General features: G+C 69.3%; 15 protein-coding genes. 10 read left to right on the top strand and 5 right to left on the bottom strand.

What is annotated here, in order from left to right; translation table 11 throughout:
* Positions 1–6: 6 nt before the first annotated feature.
* Complete coding sequence (locus tag CKW28_RS22770; protein WP_003924161.1) at positions 7–1,386, top strand: MBL fold metallo-hydrolase; 1,380 nt, start codon at positions 7–9, stop codon at positions 1,384–1,386.
* Between the two features lie 25 nt (positions 1,387–1,411).
* Here CKW28_RS22770 and CKW28_RS22765 read toward each other — a convergent pair whose 3' ends face one another.
* Together CKW28_RS22765 and CKW28_RS22760 are read right to left on the bottom strand one after the other, a co-directional pair.
* Positions 1,412–1,765: a VOC family protein gene (locus tag CKW28_RS22765; RefSeq protein WP_003924162.1), complete on the bottom strand. Its 354-nt coding sequence runs from the start codon at positions 1,763–1,765 to the stop codon at positions 1,412–1,414.
* Between the two features lie 96 nt (positions 1,766–1,861).
* Positions 1,862–4,417: a DEAD/DEAH box helicase gene (locus CKW28_RS22760; protein WP_003924164.1), complete on the bottom strand. Its 2,556-nt coding sequence runs from the start codon at positions 4,415–4,417 to the stop codon at positions 1,862–1,864.
* A gap of 74 nt (positions 4,418–4,491) precedes the next feature.
* Here CKW28_RS22760 and CKW28_RS22755 point away from each other — a divergent pair, with 74 nt between their 5' ends.
* Positions 4,492–5,211, top strand: coding sequence for an NUDIX hydrolase (locus CKW28_RS22755; RefSeq protein WP_003924165.1), 720 nt, complete (start codon positions 4,492–4,494; stop codon positions 5,209–5,211).
* Between the two features lie 4 nt (positions 5,212–5,215).
* On the opposite strand, the gene helR is transcribed toward CKW28_RS22755, so the two are convergent.
* Positions 5,216–7,456: an RNA polymerase recycling motor ATPase HelR gene (helR, locus tag CKW28_RS22750; RefSeq protein ID WP_003924166.1), complete on the bottom strand. Its 2,241-nt coding sequence runs from the start codon at positions 7,454–7,456 to the stop codon at positions 5,216–5,218.
* A 261-nt stretch (positions 7,457–7,717) separates the two neighbouring features.
* Here helR and CKW28_RS22745 point away from each other — a divergent pair, with 261 nt between their 5' ends.
* The 6 genes from CKW28_RS22745 to CKW28_RS22720 all read left to right on the top strand — a co-directional run bounded on the left by CKW28_RS22745 (position 7,718) and on the right by CKW28_RS22720 (position 14,027).
* Positions 7,718–8,914 carry a cytochrome P450 gene (locus CKW28_RS22745; RefSeq protein WP_234784947.1) on the top strand — a complete coding sequence of 399 codons (1,197 nt, stop codon included), beginning with the start codon at positions 7,718–7,720 and terminating at the stop codon, positions 8,912–8,914.
* A gap of 97 nt (positions 8,915–9,011) precedes the next feature.
* Positions 9,012–9,482, top strand: coding sequence for a carboxymuconolactone decarboxylase family protein (locus CKW28_RS22740; protein WP_003924170.1), 471 nt, complete (start codon positions 9,012–9,014; stop codon positions 9,480–9,482).
* Positions 9,483–9,550: 68 nt separating this feature from the next.
* The gene (locus CKW28_RS22735) at positions 9,551–10,708 is read left to right on the top strand and encodes a metallophosphoesterase (RefSeq protein WP_003924171.1); all 1,158 of its coding nucleotides are present in this window, start codon (positions 9,551–9,553) and stop codon (positions 10,706–10,708) included.
* A gap of 53 nt (positions 10,709–10,761) precedes the next feature.
* Positions 10,762–12,366, top strand: coding sequence for a GMC family oxidoreductase (locus CKW28_RS22730; RefSeq protein ID WP_003924172.1), 1,605 nt, complete (start codon positions 10,762–10,764; stop codon positions 12,364–12,366).
* Between the two features lie 31 nt (positions 12,367–12,397).
* The gene (locus CKW28_RS22725; RefSeq protein WP_040546177.1) at positions 12,398–13,141 is read left to right on the top strand and encodes an SDR family NAD(P)-dependent oxidoreductase; all 744 of its coding nucleotides are present in this window, start codon (positions 12,398–12,400) and stop codon (positions 13,139–13,141) included.
* A gap of 22 nt (positions 13,142–13,163) precedes the next feature.
* Positions 13,164–14,027: an SDR family NAD(P)-dependent oxidoreductase gene (locus CKW28_RS22720; protein ID WP_003924174.1), complete on the top strand. Its 864-nt coding sequence runs from the start codon at positions 13,164–13,166 to the stop codon at positions 14,025–14,027.
* A gap of 9 nt (positions 14,028–14,036) precedes the next feature.
* Here CKW28_RS22720 and CKW28_RS22715 read toward each other — a convergent pair whose 3' ends face one another.
* Positions 14,037–14,708: a nitroreductase family protein gene (locus CKW28_RS22715; RefSeq protein WP_003924175.1), complete on the bottom strand. Its 672-nt coding sequence runs from the start codon at positions 14,706–14,708 to the stop codon at positions 14,037–14,039.
* A 99-nt stretch (positions 14,709–14,807) separates the two neighbouring features.
* Here CKW28_RS22715 and CKW28_RS22710 point away from each other — a divergent pair, with 99 nt between their 5' ends.
* Positions 14,808–15,578, top strand: a complete 771-nt coding sequence (locus tag CKW28_RS22710; protein WP_003924177.1) for an SDR family NAD(P)-dependent oxidoreductase — start codon at positions 14,808–14,810, stop codon at positions 15,576–15,578.
* Between the two features lie 5 nt (positions 15,579–15,583).
* The gene (locus CKW28_RS22705) at positions 15,584–16,012 is read left to right on the top strand and encodes a VOC family protein (protein WP_003924178.1); all 429 of its coding nucleotides are present in this window, start codon (positions 15,584–15,586) and stop codon (positions 16,010–16,012) included.
* 2 nt (positions 16,013–16,014) lie between these two features.
* Here CKW28_RS22705 and CKW28_RS22700 read toward each other — a convergent pair whose 3' ends face one another.
* Complete coding sequence (locus CKW28_RS22700) at positions 16,015–16,866, bottom strand: TIGR03619 family F420-dependent LLM class oxidoreductase (RefSeq protein WP_040546166.1); 852 nt, start codon at positions 16,864–16,866, stop codon at positions 16,015–16,017.
* Positions 16,867–16,926: the final 60 nt, after the last annotated feature.

Genomic DNA, 16,926 nt, shown 5'->3' with positions numbered 1-16,926 from the left:
TCCGCGATGAAATTCATCCAGTACTACCTGGACTGCCTGTCGCACGCGTCGTACCTGATCGCCGACGACAAGACCGGCCGTGCGGTCGTGGTCGACCCGCAACGCGATGTCGCCGAATACCTCTCCGACGCCGAGAAATACGGCTACACCATCGAACTCGTCATCGAAACCCACTTCCACGCCGACTTCCTGTCCGGCCATCTGGAACTGGCCGAGGCCACCGGCGCCAAGATCGTCTACTCCTCGGTCGCCGAGACCGAGTTCGAATCGATGGGAGTGGCCGACGGCGAACGCTATTCGCTGGGTGATGTGACGCTGGAGTTCCTGCACACGCCGGGCCACACGCCCGAGTCATTGAGCATCGTGGTCTACGAGCACGCCGACGACGAGATCCCCTACGGCGTGCTCACCGGCGACACCTTGTTCATCGGTGACGTCGGCCGTCCCGATCTGCTCGCCTCGATCGGATACACCCGTGAGGAACTGGCCGACAAACTCTACGACTCACTGCACCACAAGCTGATGACCCTGCCCGACGCCACCAGGGTGTACCCGGCCCACGGCGCCGGCTCGGCCTGCGGCAAGAACCTGTCGACCGAGCTGTGGTCGACGATCGGCGAGCAGCGGGAGACCAACTACGCGCTGCGCGCCCCGGACAAGGCCACGTTCATCGAACTGGTCACCGAAGGACAGCCGCCCGCGCCGGGCTACTTCGTCTACGACGCCATCCTCAACCGCAAGAACCGCGGCCTGCTCGACGAGACCGCCCTGCCGCCGGTGTTGAGCTACGACGAGATGCTGGCCGCGGTCGAACGCGGCGCCGTCCTGGTCGACGGCCGCAGCCCCGAGGAGTTCGCCCAGGGGCATCTGCGCGGTGCGATCAACATCGGTCTGGACGGCCGCTACGCCGAATTCGCCGGGTCGGTGCTGCCGGCGGACGTCGACATCGTGCTGTTCACCGAGCCGGGCGACGAGCTGGAAGCCAAGAACCGGCTGGCCCGGATCGGATTCGACCGGGTGATCGGCCATCTGGACCGGCCGTTCGAGGTGATGATGGCCCACCCGGACCGCGTCCAGGTGGCCTCCCGGTTGACGGTGAAGGCGTTCGACCAGCGGGCGGCCGAACTACCCGACCTGCAGATCGTCGACGTGCGCAATCCGGGTGAGGTCGCCCTCGGCGCGATTCCGGGAGCGATCGCCATCCCGGTCGGTCAGCTGCCGGACCGGTTGACCGAGCTCGACCCCACCCGGCCGACGGTCGTGTACTGCGCCGGCGGTTACCGCTCGTCGGTGGCCGCCAGCCTGCTGCGCCGGAGCGGCTTCACCGACGTCAGCGACATCCTGGGCGGCTACGGCGCCTGGGTGGACGCGCGCCAGGTCGCCTGACGCCCCGGCCGGCGGCGGCGCATCGTCACCGCTTCAGCGGCTTGTAGAACACCAGGCCGTTGCCCTTGTTGTCGTAGACAACCGCGCGGCGCTCATGAGCGTCGTCGTAGGGGCCCTTGACGATGCCGCCGCCGCTGGCCTCCACGGCCTTGGCCGCTCCGTCCACATCGTCGGTCTTGATGCCGACGACCACCTGCCCCGGGATCGGGTGGTCCACCTCGGTCGCCAGGGCCAGCGTCACCGAGCCCCCGTCGAGGGCGGCGAAGTGCGTGCCGTCGCGGAACTTCAGTGGCATCCCGAGGGTCTCGCTGTAGAACTTGATCGACTCATCCAGATCGTCGGTCGACAACACGATCATCCGGACTTCATGGTCGCTCACGGCTGCCTCCTGATTGCTCGACAGGATCGAGTTTACGACCGGCGTTGTTCCCCGCTTCACACGATCGGGGTTCACGATCGGGGTTCGAGGGACCGCTCAGTCCATCCGGCCGGCGTCGATCAACCGCAGCACCGGTGTGCCCGCCTCGTCGGAGGCGGACAGGTCCACCTCCACGTCGAAGCCCCAGTCGCGGTCCCCGGCCGGGTCGTCGAGGATCTGCCGCACCCGCCACACCCCGGGCTGCCGGTCGAAGATCAGCATGGCCGGGCCGCGGGCGTCCGGACCGGTGCCGACGTCATCGTGCTCGGCGAAATACGCCTCCCCGACCTCGGCCCAGCGTTGCGCGGTCCAGCCCGAGTCGGCGTCGAGCGCACCGAGTTCGTCCCAGCGTTCCCGGGCGAACAGCTCCACCCGCCGGAACAGCGCGTTGCGCACCATCGCGGTGAACGCGCGCTCGTTGCCGGTCAGCGGCCGCGGCCGGTCCGGCGCGGCGGCCGGGGCCGTGCCCGGATCGGGCCGGTCCGGATTGGTGAGCTCCTCCCATTCGTCGAGCAGGCTGGAATCCACCTGCCGGACAAGCTCACCCAGCCACTCCACGATGTCGGTGAGCTCCTCGGTGCGGGCCGCGGCCGGCACCCCGGAGCGCAACGCCTTGACCGCGTCGGACAGGTAGCGCAGCACCGCCCCCTCCGAGCGGGTCAACCCGTACTCGCTGACGTATTCGCGGAACGTCATCGCCCGCTCCCACATCTCACGCACCACCGACTTGGGCGACAGCTGCGCGTCGGCCGCCCACGGGTTGCTCTGCAGGTACACCTCGAACGCGTGCTCGAGCAGTTCCTCGAGGGGCTTGGGGTAGCTGACCTCGTCGAGCAGCTCGATCCGCTCGTCGTACTCGATGCCCTCGGCCTTCATCGCGGCGATCGCCTCGCCGCGGGCCTTCTTCAACTGCGCCGCCAGGATCTGCCGGGGATCCTCCAGCGTCGCCTCGATCACCGAGACCACGTCGAGGGCATAGGTCTGCGAGGCCGGGTCGAGCAGGTCGATCGCGGCCAGCGCGAACGTCGACAACGGTTGGTACAGCGCGAAGTTCGGTGGCAGGTCCACGGTCAGCCGGTACCGCCGGCCGTCCGGTTCGGGTTCGTCGAGCCGTTCGAGCACCCCGGCCTGCAACAGCGACCGCGCGATGCCGACCGCCTCCCGGACCAACCGCAGCTGCCGCTTGCGCGGCTCGTGATTGTCGGTGAGCAGCCGGCGCATCGCGGCGAACGGGTCGCCGGGGCGGTCCACCACGTCGAGGATCATCGCCGTCGACACCCGCATATTGCTGGTCAACGGTTCCGGCGCGGCGTCGACCAACCGTTTCATGGTGGCCTCACTCCACGGCACCATCCCCTCGGGAGCCTTGCGGCGCACCAGCTTCCGCCGCTTCTTCGGATTGTCGGCGACCTTCGCGAACTGCTTGAGGTTCTCCACCTCGTGTTCGGGCGCCTGCACCACGACCGTTCCGGCGGTGTCGAAGCCCGCCCGTCCGGCGCGGCCGGCGATCTGGTGGAACTCCCGGGCGTTGAGCAGCCGGGTGCGCACCCCGTCGTACTTCGACAGCGCCGAGAACACCACGGTGCGGATCGGCACGTTGATCCCGACGCCGAGGGTGTCGGTGCCGCAGATCACCTTCAGCAGCCCGGCCTGCGCCAACTGCTCCACCAGCCGCCGGTACTTGGGCAGCATGCCGGCGTGATGCACCCCGATACCGTGCCGCACCAGCCGCGACAGCGTGGCGCCGAACGCCGAACTGAACCGGAACCCACCGATCATCTCCGCGATCGCGGCCTTCTCCTCCCGGGTACACACGTTGATGCTCATCAACGCCTGCGCCCGCTCCAGCGCCGACGCCTGGGTGAAGTGCACGATGTAGATCGGCGCCTGCCGGGTGTCGAGCAGATCGGAGATGGTCTCGTGGATCGGCGTGGTCGCATACGAGTAGAACAGCGGCACCGGCCGTTGGGCGCCGGTCACCAGCGCCGTCGGCCGGCCGGTACGCCGGGTCAGATCGTCGCGCAGGAACGTGACATCCCCGAGCGTGGCCGACATCAGCAGAAACTGCGCCTTGGGCAGTTCCAGCAGCGGCACCTGCCAGGCCCAGCCGCGGTCCGGATCGCCGTAGAAGTGGAACTCGTCCATGACGATCATGTGGTCGTCGGTGTTGGCCTCGCCGCCCTCCCGCAGCGCGATGTTTGCCAGCACCTCGGCCGTGCAGGCGATGATCGGCGCGTCGGCGTTGACCGCGGCGTCACCGGTGAGCATTCCGACGTTGACCGCGCCGAACACCTCGCAGAGCGCGAAGAACTTCTCACTCACCAGCGCCTTGATCGGCGCGGTGTAGTAGCTGCGCCGGCCGCCGGCGAGCGCGGCGTACAACGCGCCGGTGGCCACCAGCGACTTGCCCGACCCCGTCGGCGTGGCCAGGATCACGTTCGCGCCGCTGACCAGTTCGATCAGCGCCTCCTCCTGCGCCGGATACAGCGGCGTGCCGTTGGCCGCCGCCCAGTCCGCGAACGACGTGAACAGCGCGTCGGGGTCGGCGCCCCGCGCGCGCAGCGCGGAGAGGTCGGCCGGATCGCCGATCAAGGCAGGGGTTGTGGCGGTCATATCTCTCAACAGCGTGCCTGATCGCCGATACCTTCCCGACGGGTGTCACCCCGACGCTGGCTATGGTCGAGCAGGTGACGATCCCTTATGACGCGGAACTGCGCGAATCGATCCGGAGGAATCTGGCCGGTCACGACCGCCGGGTAGTCACCGATCCCACCAAGCGCCACGCCGCGGTCGCGATCGTGCTGGTCGACTCCGAGGTCGGCGAGGACCGGGTCGACCCGGCTCCGGTCGACGACTGGAACGCCGGGCGCGGGTTGTCGGCGCCCGACCTCGACGGCCGGATGGTCGACGTCTCCGGCGGCGCCGCGTTCGTGCTGTGCCGGCGGGCGTTCCGGTTGTCCTCCCACAGCGCACAGTGGGCGCTGCCCGGCGGCCGGGTGGACCCGGGGGAGACCATCGTCGAGGCGGCGCTGCGGGAAACGCACGAGGAGGTCGGGGTGACCCTGCCCGAATCGTCGGTGCTCGGCCTGCTCGACGACTACCCGACCCGGTCCGGCTACGTGATCACCCCGGTGGTGATCTGGGGCGGTGGCCGGCTCGACCTGCGGCCCGCCCCGGACGAGGTGGTGGCCGCCTACCGGGTCGGGCTGCACCAGCTGCAGCGCCCGGACTCGCCGCGGTTCGTCTCGATCCCGGAGAGCGACCGGCCGGTGGTGCAGATCCCGCTCGGCGGTGACCTCATCCACGCCCCGACCGGGGCGGTGCTGCTGCAACTGCGGCTGCTGGGCCTGGAAGGCCGTCCCGACCCGGTGCACGACCTCGAACAACCGGTCTTCGCCTGGCGCTGACCCGTCAGGCGGGCGCGGGGGTCCCGGCCGGGTCCTCCAGCGGCGTGAGCCCGCTCAACGCCGACGGCAGCGGGTCGATGTGCAGCACCCCGAGCCGTTGGGTGGCCCGGGTGAGCGCCACATAGAGTTCGGCGGCGCCGCGCGGCCCGTCGGCGAGGATCCGTTCCGGCTCCACCACCAGCACCGCGTCGAACTCCAACCCCTTGGTCTGCGACGGCGCCACCGCGCCCGGCACATCCGGCGGGCCGATCACCACGCTGGTGCCCGGCCGGTCCGCTTCGGCGCGGACGAACTCCTCGACGGCGGCCGGCAGCTCGTCGGCGGTGACCCGCCGCGACCACGGCGGCACCCCGGATGCGCGCACCGACTCCGGTGGGGCCACCCCCGGCGCGAACTCGGCCAGCAATGCCGCGGCGACGGCCATGATCTCCGCCGGGGTGCGGTAGTTGACCGTCAGTGTGCGGTACACCCAGCGGCCCGGCACATACCGCTCGAACATGCTGTCCCACGAGGTGGTGCCGGCCGCCGACCGCCGCTGAGACAGGTCACCCACCACGGTGAAGGACCGGCTCGGGCAGCGCCGCATCAACGCCCGCCAGTCCATCTCGGACAGCTCCTGCGCCTCGTCCACCACGATGTGGCCGTAGACCCAGTCCCGGTCCGCGGCGGCACGCTCGGCCAGGTCGCGGTGGTCGCGCTCGGCGAACCGCTCGGCCAGGTCCTCGCCGAAGAGCATGTCGGTGGGCAGCAGCCGGTCCTCGTCGTCCATCAGGTCCTCGCGGCGGACCAGACTCTCCAGCACCTCCGCGGCGTACTCGGCCTGCTTCTGCCGTTCCCGCTCGGCCGTGTCGTCGGCCGGCTTGTCCGGACCCAGCAGGTCGATCAGCTCGTCGAGCAGCGGCACGTCCGACACCGTCCAGGCCTCGCCGTCGGCGCGGTACAGCGCCGGATCCGCGCCGACCGCCCGCAGCCGCTCGGGTGAGGTGTACAGGTCGGCCAGCAGCTGCTGCGGGGTGAGGATCGGCCACAGCTGATCGAGCGCGGCCGCGTAGTCGGCGTTGTTGGCGAGCTCGTCGAGCAGATCCGCCCGCAGCTCCTCCCAGGCCGCGCGGTCGTCGCGGGTCAGCCAGCCCCTGCCGATCCGGGCGATGGCCCGTTCGGTGAGCACCCAGGTGACGACGTCGGCGAACACCGCGCGGGCCTCGTTGTGCGGCAACCCGCTGTCGCGGGCCTCCTGCCGCGCCCACTGCGCGGTCTCGGCGTCGATGCGGACCGTCACATCGGACAGCTCGATCGGCAGCGGTTCCTCGGGCAATCGCTGCCGGTCGGCGACCGCGGCGCGCAGCACGTCGAGGATCTCCAGCGATCCCTTCACCCGGGCGGCGTCGTCGCTGTCCTGCGCGGTCACCCGCAGGCCCGGCACCAGATCGCCCGGGGTCATGAACACCACGTCGGACTCACCCAGATTCGGCAGCACCCTGCCGATGTGGTCCAGGAAGGTCGGGTTCGGACCGACCACCAGCACACCGCTGCCGGAGAGCTGCGACCGGCGGGTGTAGAGCAGATAGGCGACCCGATGCAACGCCACCGCGGTCTTGCCGGTGCCCGGTCCGCCCTCGATGACCAGCACCCCCGGATGATCCAGCCGGATGACCGCGTCCTGCTCCGCCTGGATGGTGGCGACGATGTCGCGCATCCCCGGCCCGCGCGGCGCGTTGATCGCCGCCAGCAACGCGGCGTCGGGGTCCCCGGTCAGATCCTCGCCGGCGTCGGGACGGCCCAGGATCTCGTCGGTGAACCCGGTCAGCTGCCGGCCGCGGCTGTGGAACTGCCGGCGCCGCCGCATCCCTTCCGGGTTGGCGGCGGTGGCGGTGTAGAACGGCCGCGCCATCGGCGCCCGCCAGTCCAGCAGCAGCGGCTCGTGGTCGTTGTCGCGGTCGAAGATGCCGATCCGCCCGATGTAACGCCGCTCGCCCGACTCGGTGTCGAGCCGGCCGAAACACAACCCGCTGTCGGCGACGTCGAGGCGCTGCATCTCGCGGGCCAGCGCACGTACCCGGGCGTCGCGGTCCACCAGCGTCCCGCCGTCCTGCAGATCGACCGGAGCCCGCAGCGCCTCGCGGTACCGCTCCTGGGCGCCGGCGCGTTCGGCGTCCAGCCGTGCGTAGAGGTCGGCCACATATTCCAGCTCGGACCGCAACTCGTCCTGCCGGTCGTCCCGCCCGGTGTTCTCGTTCGCCGTCACACGCCTCCCTGTGTCCACGATCCCCCTGTCACCACTAGGAACAGCGATTGTGCGCCACCACCCCGGCCTTGCCGCAAGCCCGCCGACCCGCGCTATGGTGGAGGTAGCAGCGTTGCCGTCCGGTTTCTCGTCTTCGCTGTTCAGACCCGCGGTTCAGACCCGCGCTGCGGTTTGTGTGGGGCCGGATTGTTCCGGCCGGTTTCGATGCTTCCCGAATGGAATCAAGCCGCCCCCGAGGTGACCGTAGGCCTTGATATGGACATGTTGGATCTCCGGTGGCGGGCCGACGGTCCTCCACACGGGCTGTTCAAGCGGATGCGCACCGAAGCGCCCGTGTACTGGTATGAGCGGCCCGACGGCATCGGGTACTGGTCGGTGTTCCGCCATGCCGACATCCATCGCATCAGCCACGACACGGAGACGTTTTCCAGCGCCCGCGGCGGTGTGTACCTGCATCCGGATCAGCAGGTGCCGCTGGAGTTGATGCGCTCGATGATGCTGGTGATGGACCCGCCCCAGCACACCCGCTACCGCAGGATCGTGTCCAAGGTCTTCACCCCGCTGGCGGTGGCGAAGATGGAGGATGACATCCGCGCCCGGGTCAACCGCACCATTGACAACTTCATCGAGAAGGGGTCGTGCGACTTCGTCGAGGATTTCGCGGTCCCGGTCCCGCTCGGTGTGCTGCTGGAGATGATGGGTGTACCGCAGCAGGACGCCGGCGTCTTCTCCGACTGGACCGAACGGCTCGAGCAGGCGCAACGGGTGCCCGGCCCGCTGGGCGCCGTCGACGTGTTCGAGGAGATGAGCGGCTATCTGGCCGCGCAGATCGAGCAGCAGACGAAGGCGGCCGTCGAGGACTCGCTGGTGATGCGGTTGCGCAACGCCGAGGTCGACGGCGAGAAGCTCAACGACATGGAGATCGTGGCGGTGTTCGGACTGCTGGCCTTCGCCGGCAACGACACCACCCGAAACACCATCTCCACCGGTCTGCGCGCCCTGATCGACCATCCCCAGGCGATGCAGGAGCTCCGCGACAACCCGGCGCTGATCCCCACCGCGATCGAGGAGATCCTGCGCTGGACGTCGGTGGTGCAGTGGTTCGCGCGCACCGCGACCCGGGATGTGGAAGTGGGCGGCCAGCGGATCGCCGAAGGCGACAAGCTGGTCCTGTGGTACGGCAGCGGATCACGGGATGAGGCCGTCTTCGAGAACGCCGACACATTCGACATCCACCGGGAGAAACCGAACCACATGGCGTTCGGCGGCGGCGGCCGGCACATCTGCCTGGGCGCGAGCCTGGCTCGCCTGGAGCTGCGCATCGTCTTCGAAGAGGTGCTGTCCCGGATGAGGGACATCCGACTGGCCGGCACCCCGGAACTCGTGCCCACGCACTGGGTCTACGGCTACTCGAAGATGCCGATCACCTTCACCCCGGGCAGCAAGCTCGGCGCATAGATCCGACGGATTCGGCAGGACCTGTCACATCCGGGTGCGCTCCGGTGTCTGAAGGGTGGACCGCAATTCGGCGGTCCCACAGACACCGGAGGTCACCATGGACGCTCGCATCAACCTGCTGGACAACCCACTCGGGGCGAAGTTCCTCAAGCACCTGGTCGCGGCCAACGCCGTCATCGACGGCTCCAGCCTCCCGGCCGCGACCCGGGAACTGGTGAAGATCCGGGCCAGCCAGATCAACGGCTGCGCGTTCTGCCTCGACATGCACACCAAGGACGCCGCCCACGCCGGCGAGACCGCGACCCGGCTGCACCTGGTCGCGGCATGGCGGGAGGCGACGGTGTTCACCGAGGCCGAACGCGCGGCGCTGGAACTCGCCGAGCAGGGCACCCGGCTCGCCGACGGCGGCGGTGTGACCGACGACGCGTGGGCCCGCGCCGCCAAGCACCACGACGAGGAGCAACTCGCGGCGCTGGTCGGTCTGATCGTGCTGATCAACGCCTTCAACCGGGGCAACGTCATCGTCGGGCAGCCGGCGGGCGACTATCAGCCCGGCCAGTTCGGCTGACCCGACCCGGTCGGGCGGCCGGCCGGGACGGCCGCATAGGGTCGCGGTGGCACCGGCAAAGGACGGCAATGTTCATTCTCGTTCTCACCGCGATCCTCGCGCTGATCCACCTCTACCTGTGGAAACGGCTGGTCAAGGACACCACGGTCGCCGGGCGGACACGGTGGCTGCTCACCGGCGTGCTGGGCGCGCTGTTCGTGGTGCTGATCGCGGCCCTGCTGCTGCCCCGGATGATCGGGGTGACCGCCACCCGCTGGCTGGCGTGGCCGGGCTATCTGTGGTTCGCGGTGGCCGGATATCTGCTGCTGATCCTGCTGGTTCTCGAACCCCTCCGCGTGGTGCTGCGCCGCCGACCGCGCCGGGAGCCGACACCGGAGCACTCACCGGTGATCGATCGGCGGTTGTTTCTCGCGCGCGGTGCGGCGGCGCTCGCCGGAGTGGCGGCGGCCGGGGTGGTCGGAGCCGGTGCGTCCCGGGCGCTGGGTGACCCGGACCTGCTGGACGTGACCGTGCGGCTGCGCGGACTGCACCCGGCGATGGACGGTTTCCGCGTCGCGATGCTGTCGGACCTGCACCTGGGTCCGCTGTTGGGTCGCTCCTTCACCGAACGGATCGTGCGGCTGGTCAACGACACCGAACCGGACCTGATCGTGATCGTCGGCGATCTCGTCGACGGCGAGGTGCACGAGCTGGCCGCGGCCACCGAACCGCTGCACGCGCTGCGGGCCGCCCACGGAACCTTCTTCGCTACCGGCAACCACGAGTACTACCTCACCGACACCGACGCCTGGATCGAGCAGCTCGACCGGCTCGGAGTGGGGACGCTGCGCAACGCCCACACCGTCATCCGGCGCGGCCCGGCCGCGTTCACCCTCGCCGGGGTCACCGATGTCGCCGGTGCGCGCAGAGGTGATCCGCCGGACTTCGACCGGGCGCTGTCGGGCACGGATCCGGCGTTGCCGACGGTGCTGTTGGCCCACCAGCCGGATCTGATCACCGAGGCCGCCGCCCGCGGGGTGGACCTGCAGCTGTCCGGCCACACCCACGGCGGTCAGGTCTGGCCGTTCCATCTCGCGGTGCGGGCGGTGCAGCCGACCCTGGCCGGACTGGCCGCTGTCGGAGACACCCAGCTCTACGTCTCCCGCGGCGCGGGGTTCTGGGGGCCGCCGGCGCGCGTCGGCGCCCCGCCGGATATCTCCGTGCTCACTCTGCGGGCGGCCGGCTGACGAATTCGACGCAACACGGGCTCAAACGCTGTACATCCGTATAGGCTGCGCGCATGAGTAGCTACGACTACATCATCGCGGGCTCCGGATCGGCCGGATGTGTGCTCGCCAACCGTCTCTCGGCCGATCCGAAGGTCAGTGTGCTGCTGATCGAGGCCGGCGGATTCGACCGTAATCCGTTGTTCTCCATCCCGAAGGGATCCGGCAAGCTGTTCGACAGCGAGCGGCACATGTGGCACTACGAGACCACGCCGTTCGGCCCCGGCCGGCACACCGAGCAGTGGATGCGCGGCAAGGTGCTCGGTGGCTCGAGTTCGGTCAACGGCATGATCTACAACCGCGGCAACCGCGCGGACTACGACGGCCTGGAGCAGCTCGGCAACAAGGGCTGGGGCTGGGACGATATCCTGCCCATCTTCAAGCAGTTCGAGGACAACGAGTTCGGGCCGTCACCGACCCGCGGCGCCGGCGGACCGCTGCACATCTCGGTGCCCCGCGATGCCGACCCGCTGTGCGACGAGATGATCGACGCCGGCACCGTGGCCGGGCTGCACCGGGTCGAGGACATCAACGAGTCCGACGACGAACGGATCGGCTACGCCACCGCCACGATCAAGAACGGCCGCCGGGTCAGCGCCGCCCGGGCATTCCTCAAACCCGCACTGCGCCGGGCCAATCTCAGCGTGCGCACCCGCGCGGTCGCGCAACGCATCCTGCTCGCCGGCGGGCGGGCCGTCGGACTGGAAATCGCGAGCCGGGGCAGAACAGGAAAGGTCTACGCCACCCGCGAGGTGATCATCGCGATGGGCAGCCTCAACACCCCGAAGCTGTTGCAATTGTCCGGAATCGGCCCGCGTGAGGTGCTCGACGCGGCCGGCGTGCCGGTCTACCTCGACCGGGCTAACGTCGGCCGGAGGATGCGCGAACACCGTTGTGCGACCTTGCGGTTCGATCTGCGGGAGGATCTGGGCTACAACCGCCTGCTGGCCACCGGCACCGGCCAGGCACTGACCGGCGCGAAGTATCTGGCGACCCGGAAAGGCCCCCTCGCCGCACCGTCTTTCGACGTCGTCGGGTTCGTCAAGACGCAACCGGGCCTGGACCGGCCGGACGGTCAGATCATGCTCGGCCCGTGGACCATTCCCCCGTACAACCAGAGCGGTGAACCGGTCGTCATCCCACGGCAGGCGGGTGTCTCGGCTCTGGGCATGGCGCTACGCCCCACCTCGGAGGGCACGGTCGAGATCACCGCGGTCGATCCGGCCGCACCGTTGCGTATCGATCCGAACTACCTCGGCAGCGACGCCGACCGCGAGACCACGGCGAACCTGCTGCGGAGGATGCGCAGCGTGTTCGAGCAGTCACCGATCGCCGAACGCATCAGCCACGAGACCTTTCCGGGCCCGCACATCCGCAGCGACGACGAACTCGTCGACGCCGCACTCGACGGCGGTTACTGCGGCTACCACGCGATCGGCACCTGCGCGATGGGGCCCAGCGACGACGACGTCGTCGACCCGCAACTGCGGGTGCGTGGGGTGGATGGACTGCGGGTCGTCGACTGTTCGGTCCTGCCGGTCATGGTTGCCGGCAATCTCAACGGTCCGATCATGGCGGTCGCCTGGCGGGCAGCCGACCTCATCCGGCAGGACCTGTGACGATGACTGCCTGCGCGGCGGAGGTGGCGTGGTGAGCCGAGTGGCGGTTGTGACCGGAGGGGCTTCGGGGCTGGGGCGGGCGATCGCAGCCCGGCTCGGCGACGACGGGCACCGGGTCGCGGTGTTGGACATCGATCATGCGGCCGCCGAGCAGACGGCCGCCGAGCTGCGGGCCCACGGTGGCGATGCGGTTGCCGTCGGCGCCGATGTCGCCGATCAGGATGCGGTTCACGACGCCTTCGCCGCGATACGGGGATCGCTCGGGCCCGTGCACATCCTGGTGACGAGCGCCGCCATCGCGGGATTCACCCGATTCGACGAGATCACCCTCGACGAATGGAACCGCTATCTCGCGGTGAATCTCACCGGAACGTTCCTGTGCGTGCAGGCCGCCCTCACCGACATGGTGGCCGACGGGTGGGGCCGTATCGTGACCATATCCTCGGCGGCCGGCCAACAGGGCGCCCACCGGCAGGGCCACTACGCCGCCACCAAAGGCGGCGTGATCGCGTTGACGAAGACCGTGGCACTGGACTACGCGGCCAAGGGCATCACCGCGAACACCGTTCCGCCGTTCGTCATCGACTCACCCATGCTGCGCGAACAGCAGCGGCGGGGCACACTCCCGCCCGCCGAATACCTCACCCGGGCCATCCCCATGGGTCGGCTCGGGGTCGCCGAGGACGTCGCCGCCGTGTGTTCCTTTCTCTGTTCGGATGCCGCCGGATACCTCACCGGACAGGTGATCGGGGTCAACGGCGGCGCCATCCGCTGACCGTCGCCGCAGAAGGGAGAACATGTCCGAGAACAGTCCGGTCGTGGTGGTGACCGGGGCCAGCCGTGGCGCCGGTGCGGGAATCGCGCATGCGTTGGGCAGCCATGGGTGCACGGTCTATGTCACCGGCCGAACCCAGCGGTCCGGCGCCGGCGGGGCGACGGGCACCATCGACGACACCGCCGACCGGGTGACGGCGGCCGGGGGTACCGGGATCGCCGTGCGGGTCGACCACGGCGACGACGACCAGGTGCGGGCGTTGTTCGAACGGATAGGCCGCGAGCACGGCCGAATCGACATTCTGGTCAACAACGCCGCCATCATCCGAGACGAGATGATGGGTCGGACCAAATTCTGGGAGGAGCCGATCAACGTCATCGACACCCTCCATGTCGGCCTGCGCAGCAGCTACGTCGCCACGGTGTACGCGGCGCCGCTGATGCTTCCGCAGCGCCGCGGCCTGGTGGTGTTCACCTCGTCATCCGGTGGGGTGCACTACGCGTTCGGCCCGGCCTACGGGGTGCCGAAGGCCGGCGCCGACAAGATGGCCGCCGACATGGCGGTGGATTTCCGGGAGTACGGAATCGCAGCGGTGTCGATCTGGATGGGCTCACTGCTGACCGAGCGGGTCCGGAAGATCATCGCGAGCAAACCCGAGAAATTCGGGCACATCCTCGACACCGCGGAAACCCCGGAGCTGACCGGGCACGTGATCTGGGCGCTGTACCGCGATCCGGGGCTGATGTCGGTCAGCGGGCAGACCCTGATCGGCGCCGAACTCGCGGCCAGATACGGGATCCGCGACGAGGACGGTCGCCGGCCACCGTCCTACCGGGACCTGTTCGGCGTACATCCGCGCCGGCAGTACGGCTACATGATGCGGTGACCGATCCGCTCAGCGCCGTTTGGGTCGGGCGCCGCGGCCGTAGGTGATGTCGGCGCGGTCGGGGTCCCAGCGGTTGCGGAACACCACATCGCCCAGTGGCCGCCGCCGGACCGGCCCGTGCCGACCCCGCGGCCAGCCCACCACGACGTGGCCGGCCAGGAACCAGTCGTCCGGGACGCCGACCGCCTCCCGCAGCACCTTCTCCCCTTCGTAGGACGCCCAGCTGGTGAAACACGCGCCCAGGCCCTGTGCCCGCGCGGCCAGATAGAAGTTCTGCATGGCCGGGTAGATCGATCCGCCCTGCAGGAGTTCCGAGGAGAACTCGTTCTTGAAGGCGGTGAACAGCACCGAGGTGTACTCGCCGGCGCGGTCGTGCAATTCATAGGTCGCCCGGTTGTTGCGGGCCGCCCGGCTTCGATCATCGTCGGCGGGACGGCTCATCCCGTAAATGGATTCGATTGAGTGCAAGGCGATCTGCGCGGCCTCCGCGACAGCGGCACGTTGTTCGGGGGCGTCGAGCACGATGAAGCGCCACAACTGGGCGTTGGCCCCGTTGGGGGCCCAGGTGGCGGCCTGCAGGCAGCGCTGCAGGGTCGCGTCGTCGACCGGTTCGTCGGTGAACCGACGGATCGACCGCGCGGTGGACAGCACTTCCCAGACGTCATTGGTCGGATGCGGCATCCCATTGGTGTACAAGACCTGCGCGAAGTTGTCGAGAGGCGATTTCCGATGCTGTACAGTCGTACTGCATTCGACGAGTCGCGGACAGGAAGTGGTGCTGTGGACGACAGGTTCTCGATGGCGGGGCGGGTCGCCGTCATCACCGGCGGTGGAACCGGGATCGGGCGGGCCTCGGCGTTGGTGTTGGCCGAATACGGCGCCGACATCGTGCTCGCCGGGCGGCGACCGGAACCGTTGAAGAAGACGGCCGCCGAGATCGAGGCGCTGGGCCGGCGAGCCCTGGCCGTGCCCACCGATGTCACCGCCCCCGACGAGTGCCGCGCCCTCGTCGATGCCACGGTGGGGGAATTCGGCCGCCTCGACGTGCTGGTGAACAACGCCGGCGGCGGGGCGACCAAACCGCTGATGAAGTGGACCGACGACGAGTGGCACGAGGTGTTGAACCTCAACCTGTCGAGCGCGTGGTACCTGTCCCGCGCGGCCGCCAAGCCGATGATCGACCAGGGCAGGGGGGCGATCGTCAACATCTCCTCGGGCGCCGGCCTGCTGGCGATGCCGCAGGCGCCGGTGTACGCCGCGGCCAAAGCCGGCCTGAACAATCTCACCGGATCGATGGCGGCCGCGTGGACTCGCAAGGGCGTGCGGGTCAACTGCATCGCGTGCGGCGCCATCCGCACCCCGGGCCTGGAGGCCGATGCCAAGCGACAGGGTTTCGACATCGACATGATCGGCCAGACCAACGGGTCCGGCCGGATCGCCGAGCCGGACGAAATCGGTTACGGCGTCTTGTTTTTCGCCTCCGATGCGTCGAGCTACTGCTCCGGGCAGACGCTCTACATGCACGGCGGGCCCGGGCCGGCGGGGGTCTGATCGAGATGAGCGTCAGCCACGTCGGACTGCGGGTGCGTGACATCGACGCGGTGCAACCCTTCTATACGGCGCTGGGCTTCACCGAGGCCAACCGGCTCACCGTGCCCGACCAGATGGCGGCTGGCCTGCTCGGGCTCGAACCGCCGATCGGGTTCGAAGCGGTGTATCTGAGGCGGGGCGACTTCGTGTTGCAGCTGCTCACCATGTCGGGTCATCCGGCGCCGGAAGCACCCCCACGGGACCTGGTCGGCGCTGGGCTGACCCACCTGTCGATCGCGGTCGACGATATGGCCGCCGCACTGGACGCGGTCACCGCGACGGGCGGCACCGTGGTCGCCGACCCGGGCGGGGGCTATGCCTGCATGGTCCGGGATCCGGGCGGCCAATTGATCGAGCTGGTGTACACCCGCTGGCAACCGGTGCCGCGGAACTGACGTCAGCGCAGCTCGTGGGCGATCGTGGCGTAGCGGTCCAAGAACGCCAACGTCGCCGACGGGTCGCTGCCGCCACGCCGTCCCCCACCCACGATGGCCCGGTGGAATCCCAGCTCGCGGTACCTCGCCAGACGGCCCGGCGACGGATCACCCCAGACCATGATGGTCAGCTCGAGCGTTCCGGGGTCCCGGCCGGCGTCCGCGACCGCGCGGCGGAATTCGGTCAGCGCCGTCCCGACGTCGGGCAGTGCCGCATCACCCGGAAGCCAGCCGTCGGCCCAGGACGCGCACTCCCGTACCGCTTTCGGCCCGGTCGCCGCGGCCAGCAGCGGAGGATGAGGGCGCTGATGGGGTTTGGGTGAGCTCCACACCGGCTCGAATGCGAAGAACTCGCCGTGGTGTTCGGCCTCGTCCTCGGTCCACAACGCCTTCAGGGCGTTGAGCATGTCACCCAGAGCGCGGTATCGTGCTGACCACGGAACTGATTGCAGCAGTTCGAATTCAGGACGAACCCCGACGCCCACACCGAGCAGCAACCGACCGGCGCTCAGCCGATCGAGGGTGGCCGCCTCCTTGGCGAATGTGAACAGTTCGCGCTCCAGCGGCAGTGCCACCGCGGTCCCGATGCGCAGGGCGCTCGTCGCCTGCGCGGCGGCCAACAGCGAGAGGAGCGGGTCCCACATCTGCTTCTGTGAGCCGAGCAGAGCGGGAGGGAACCGGTCGCCGGCGGCCACCGGGATCTTCGGGTGCTCTCCGACCCACATCGACTCGAATCCCCTTGTCTCCAACTCCCGTCCGAGACGATCAGGGGACAGGTCCCGCGGAGTGTTCATCGAGACGAAGCCGAGGTCCATCAAACTCTCCAGGTTGTCCGGCAGCGTGCTGTACGATCGTACTGCATTGCCGGAGCGTCG

Source organism: Mycolicibacterium thermoresistibile, assembly GCF_900187065.1.
Lineage (GTDB): Bacteria > Actinomycetota > Actinomycetes > Mycobacteriales > Mycobacteriaceae > Mycobacterium > Mycobacterium thermoresistibile.
The sequence above is the reverse complement of the archived record's forward strand: the minus strand, read 5'-3'. Positions and strand labels throughout refer to the sequence as shown.

What these genes read in the sequence shown, in the direction of transcription:
- CKW28_RS22700 (WP_040546166.1), bottom strand. Translation starts at nt 16,866, where the DNA reads ATGGACCTCGGCTTCGTCTCGATGAACACTCCGCGGGACCTGTCCCCT.
- CKW28_RS22740 (WP_003924170.1), top strand. Translation starts at nt 9,012, where the DNA reads ATGGACGCTCGCATCAACCTGCTGGACAACCCACTCGGGGCGAAGTTC.
- CKW28_RS22715 (WP_003924175.1), bottom strand. Translation starts at nt 14,708, where the DNA reads ATGCCGCATCCGACCAATGACGTCTGGGAAGTGCTGTCCACCGCGCGG.
- CKW28_RS22720 (WP_003924174.1), top strand. Translation starts at nt 13,164, where the DNA reads ATGTCCGAGAACAGTCCGGTCGTGGTGGTGACCGGGGCCAGCCGTGGC.
- CKW28_RS22770 (WP_003924161.1), top strand. Translation starts at nt 7, where the DNA reads ATGAAATTCATCCAGTACTACCTGGACTGCCTGTCGCACGCGTCGTAC.
- CKW28_RS22705 (WP_003924178.1), top strand. Translation starts at nt 15,584, where the DNA reads ATGAGCGTCAGCCACGTCGGACTGCGGGTGCGTGACATCGACGCGGTG.
- CKW28_RS22760 (WP_003924164.1), bottom strand. Translation starts at nt 4,417, where the DNA reads ATGACCGCCACAACCCCTGCCTTGATCGGCGATCCGGCCGACCTCTCC.
- CKW28_RS22730 (WP_003924172.1), top strand. Translation starts at nt 10,762, where the DNA reads ATGAGTAGCTACGACTACATCATCGCGGGCTCCGGATCGGCCGGATGT.
- CKW28_RS22735 (WP_003924171.1), top strand. Translation starts at nt 9,551, where the DNA reads ATGTTCATTCTCGTTCTCACCGCGATCCTCGCGCTGATCCACCTCTAC.
- CKW28_RS22745 (WP_234784947.1), top strand. Translation starts at nt 7,718, where the DNA reads ATGTTGGATCTCCGGTGGCGGGCCGACGGTCCTCCACACGGGCTGTTC.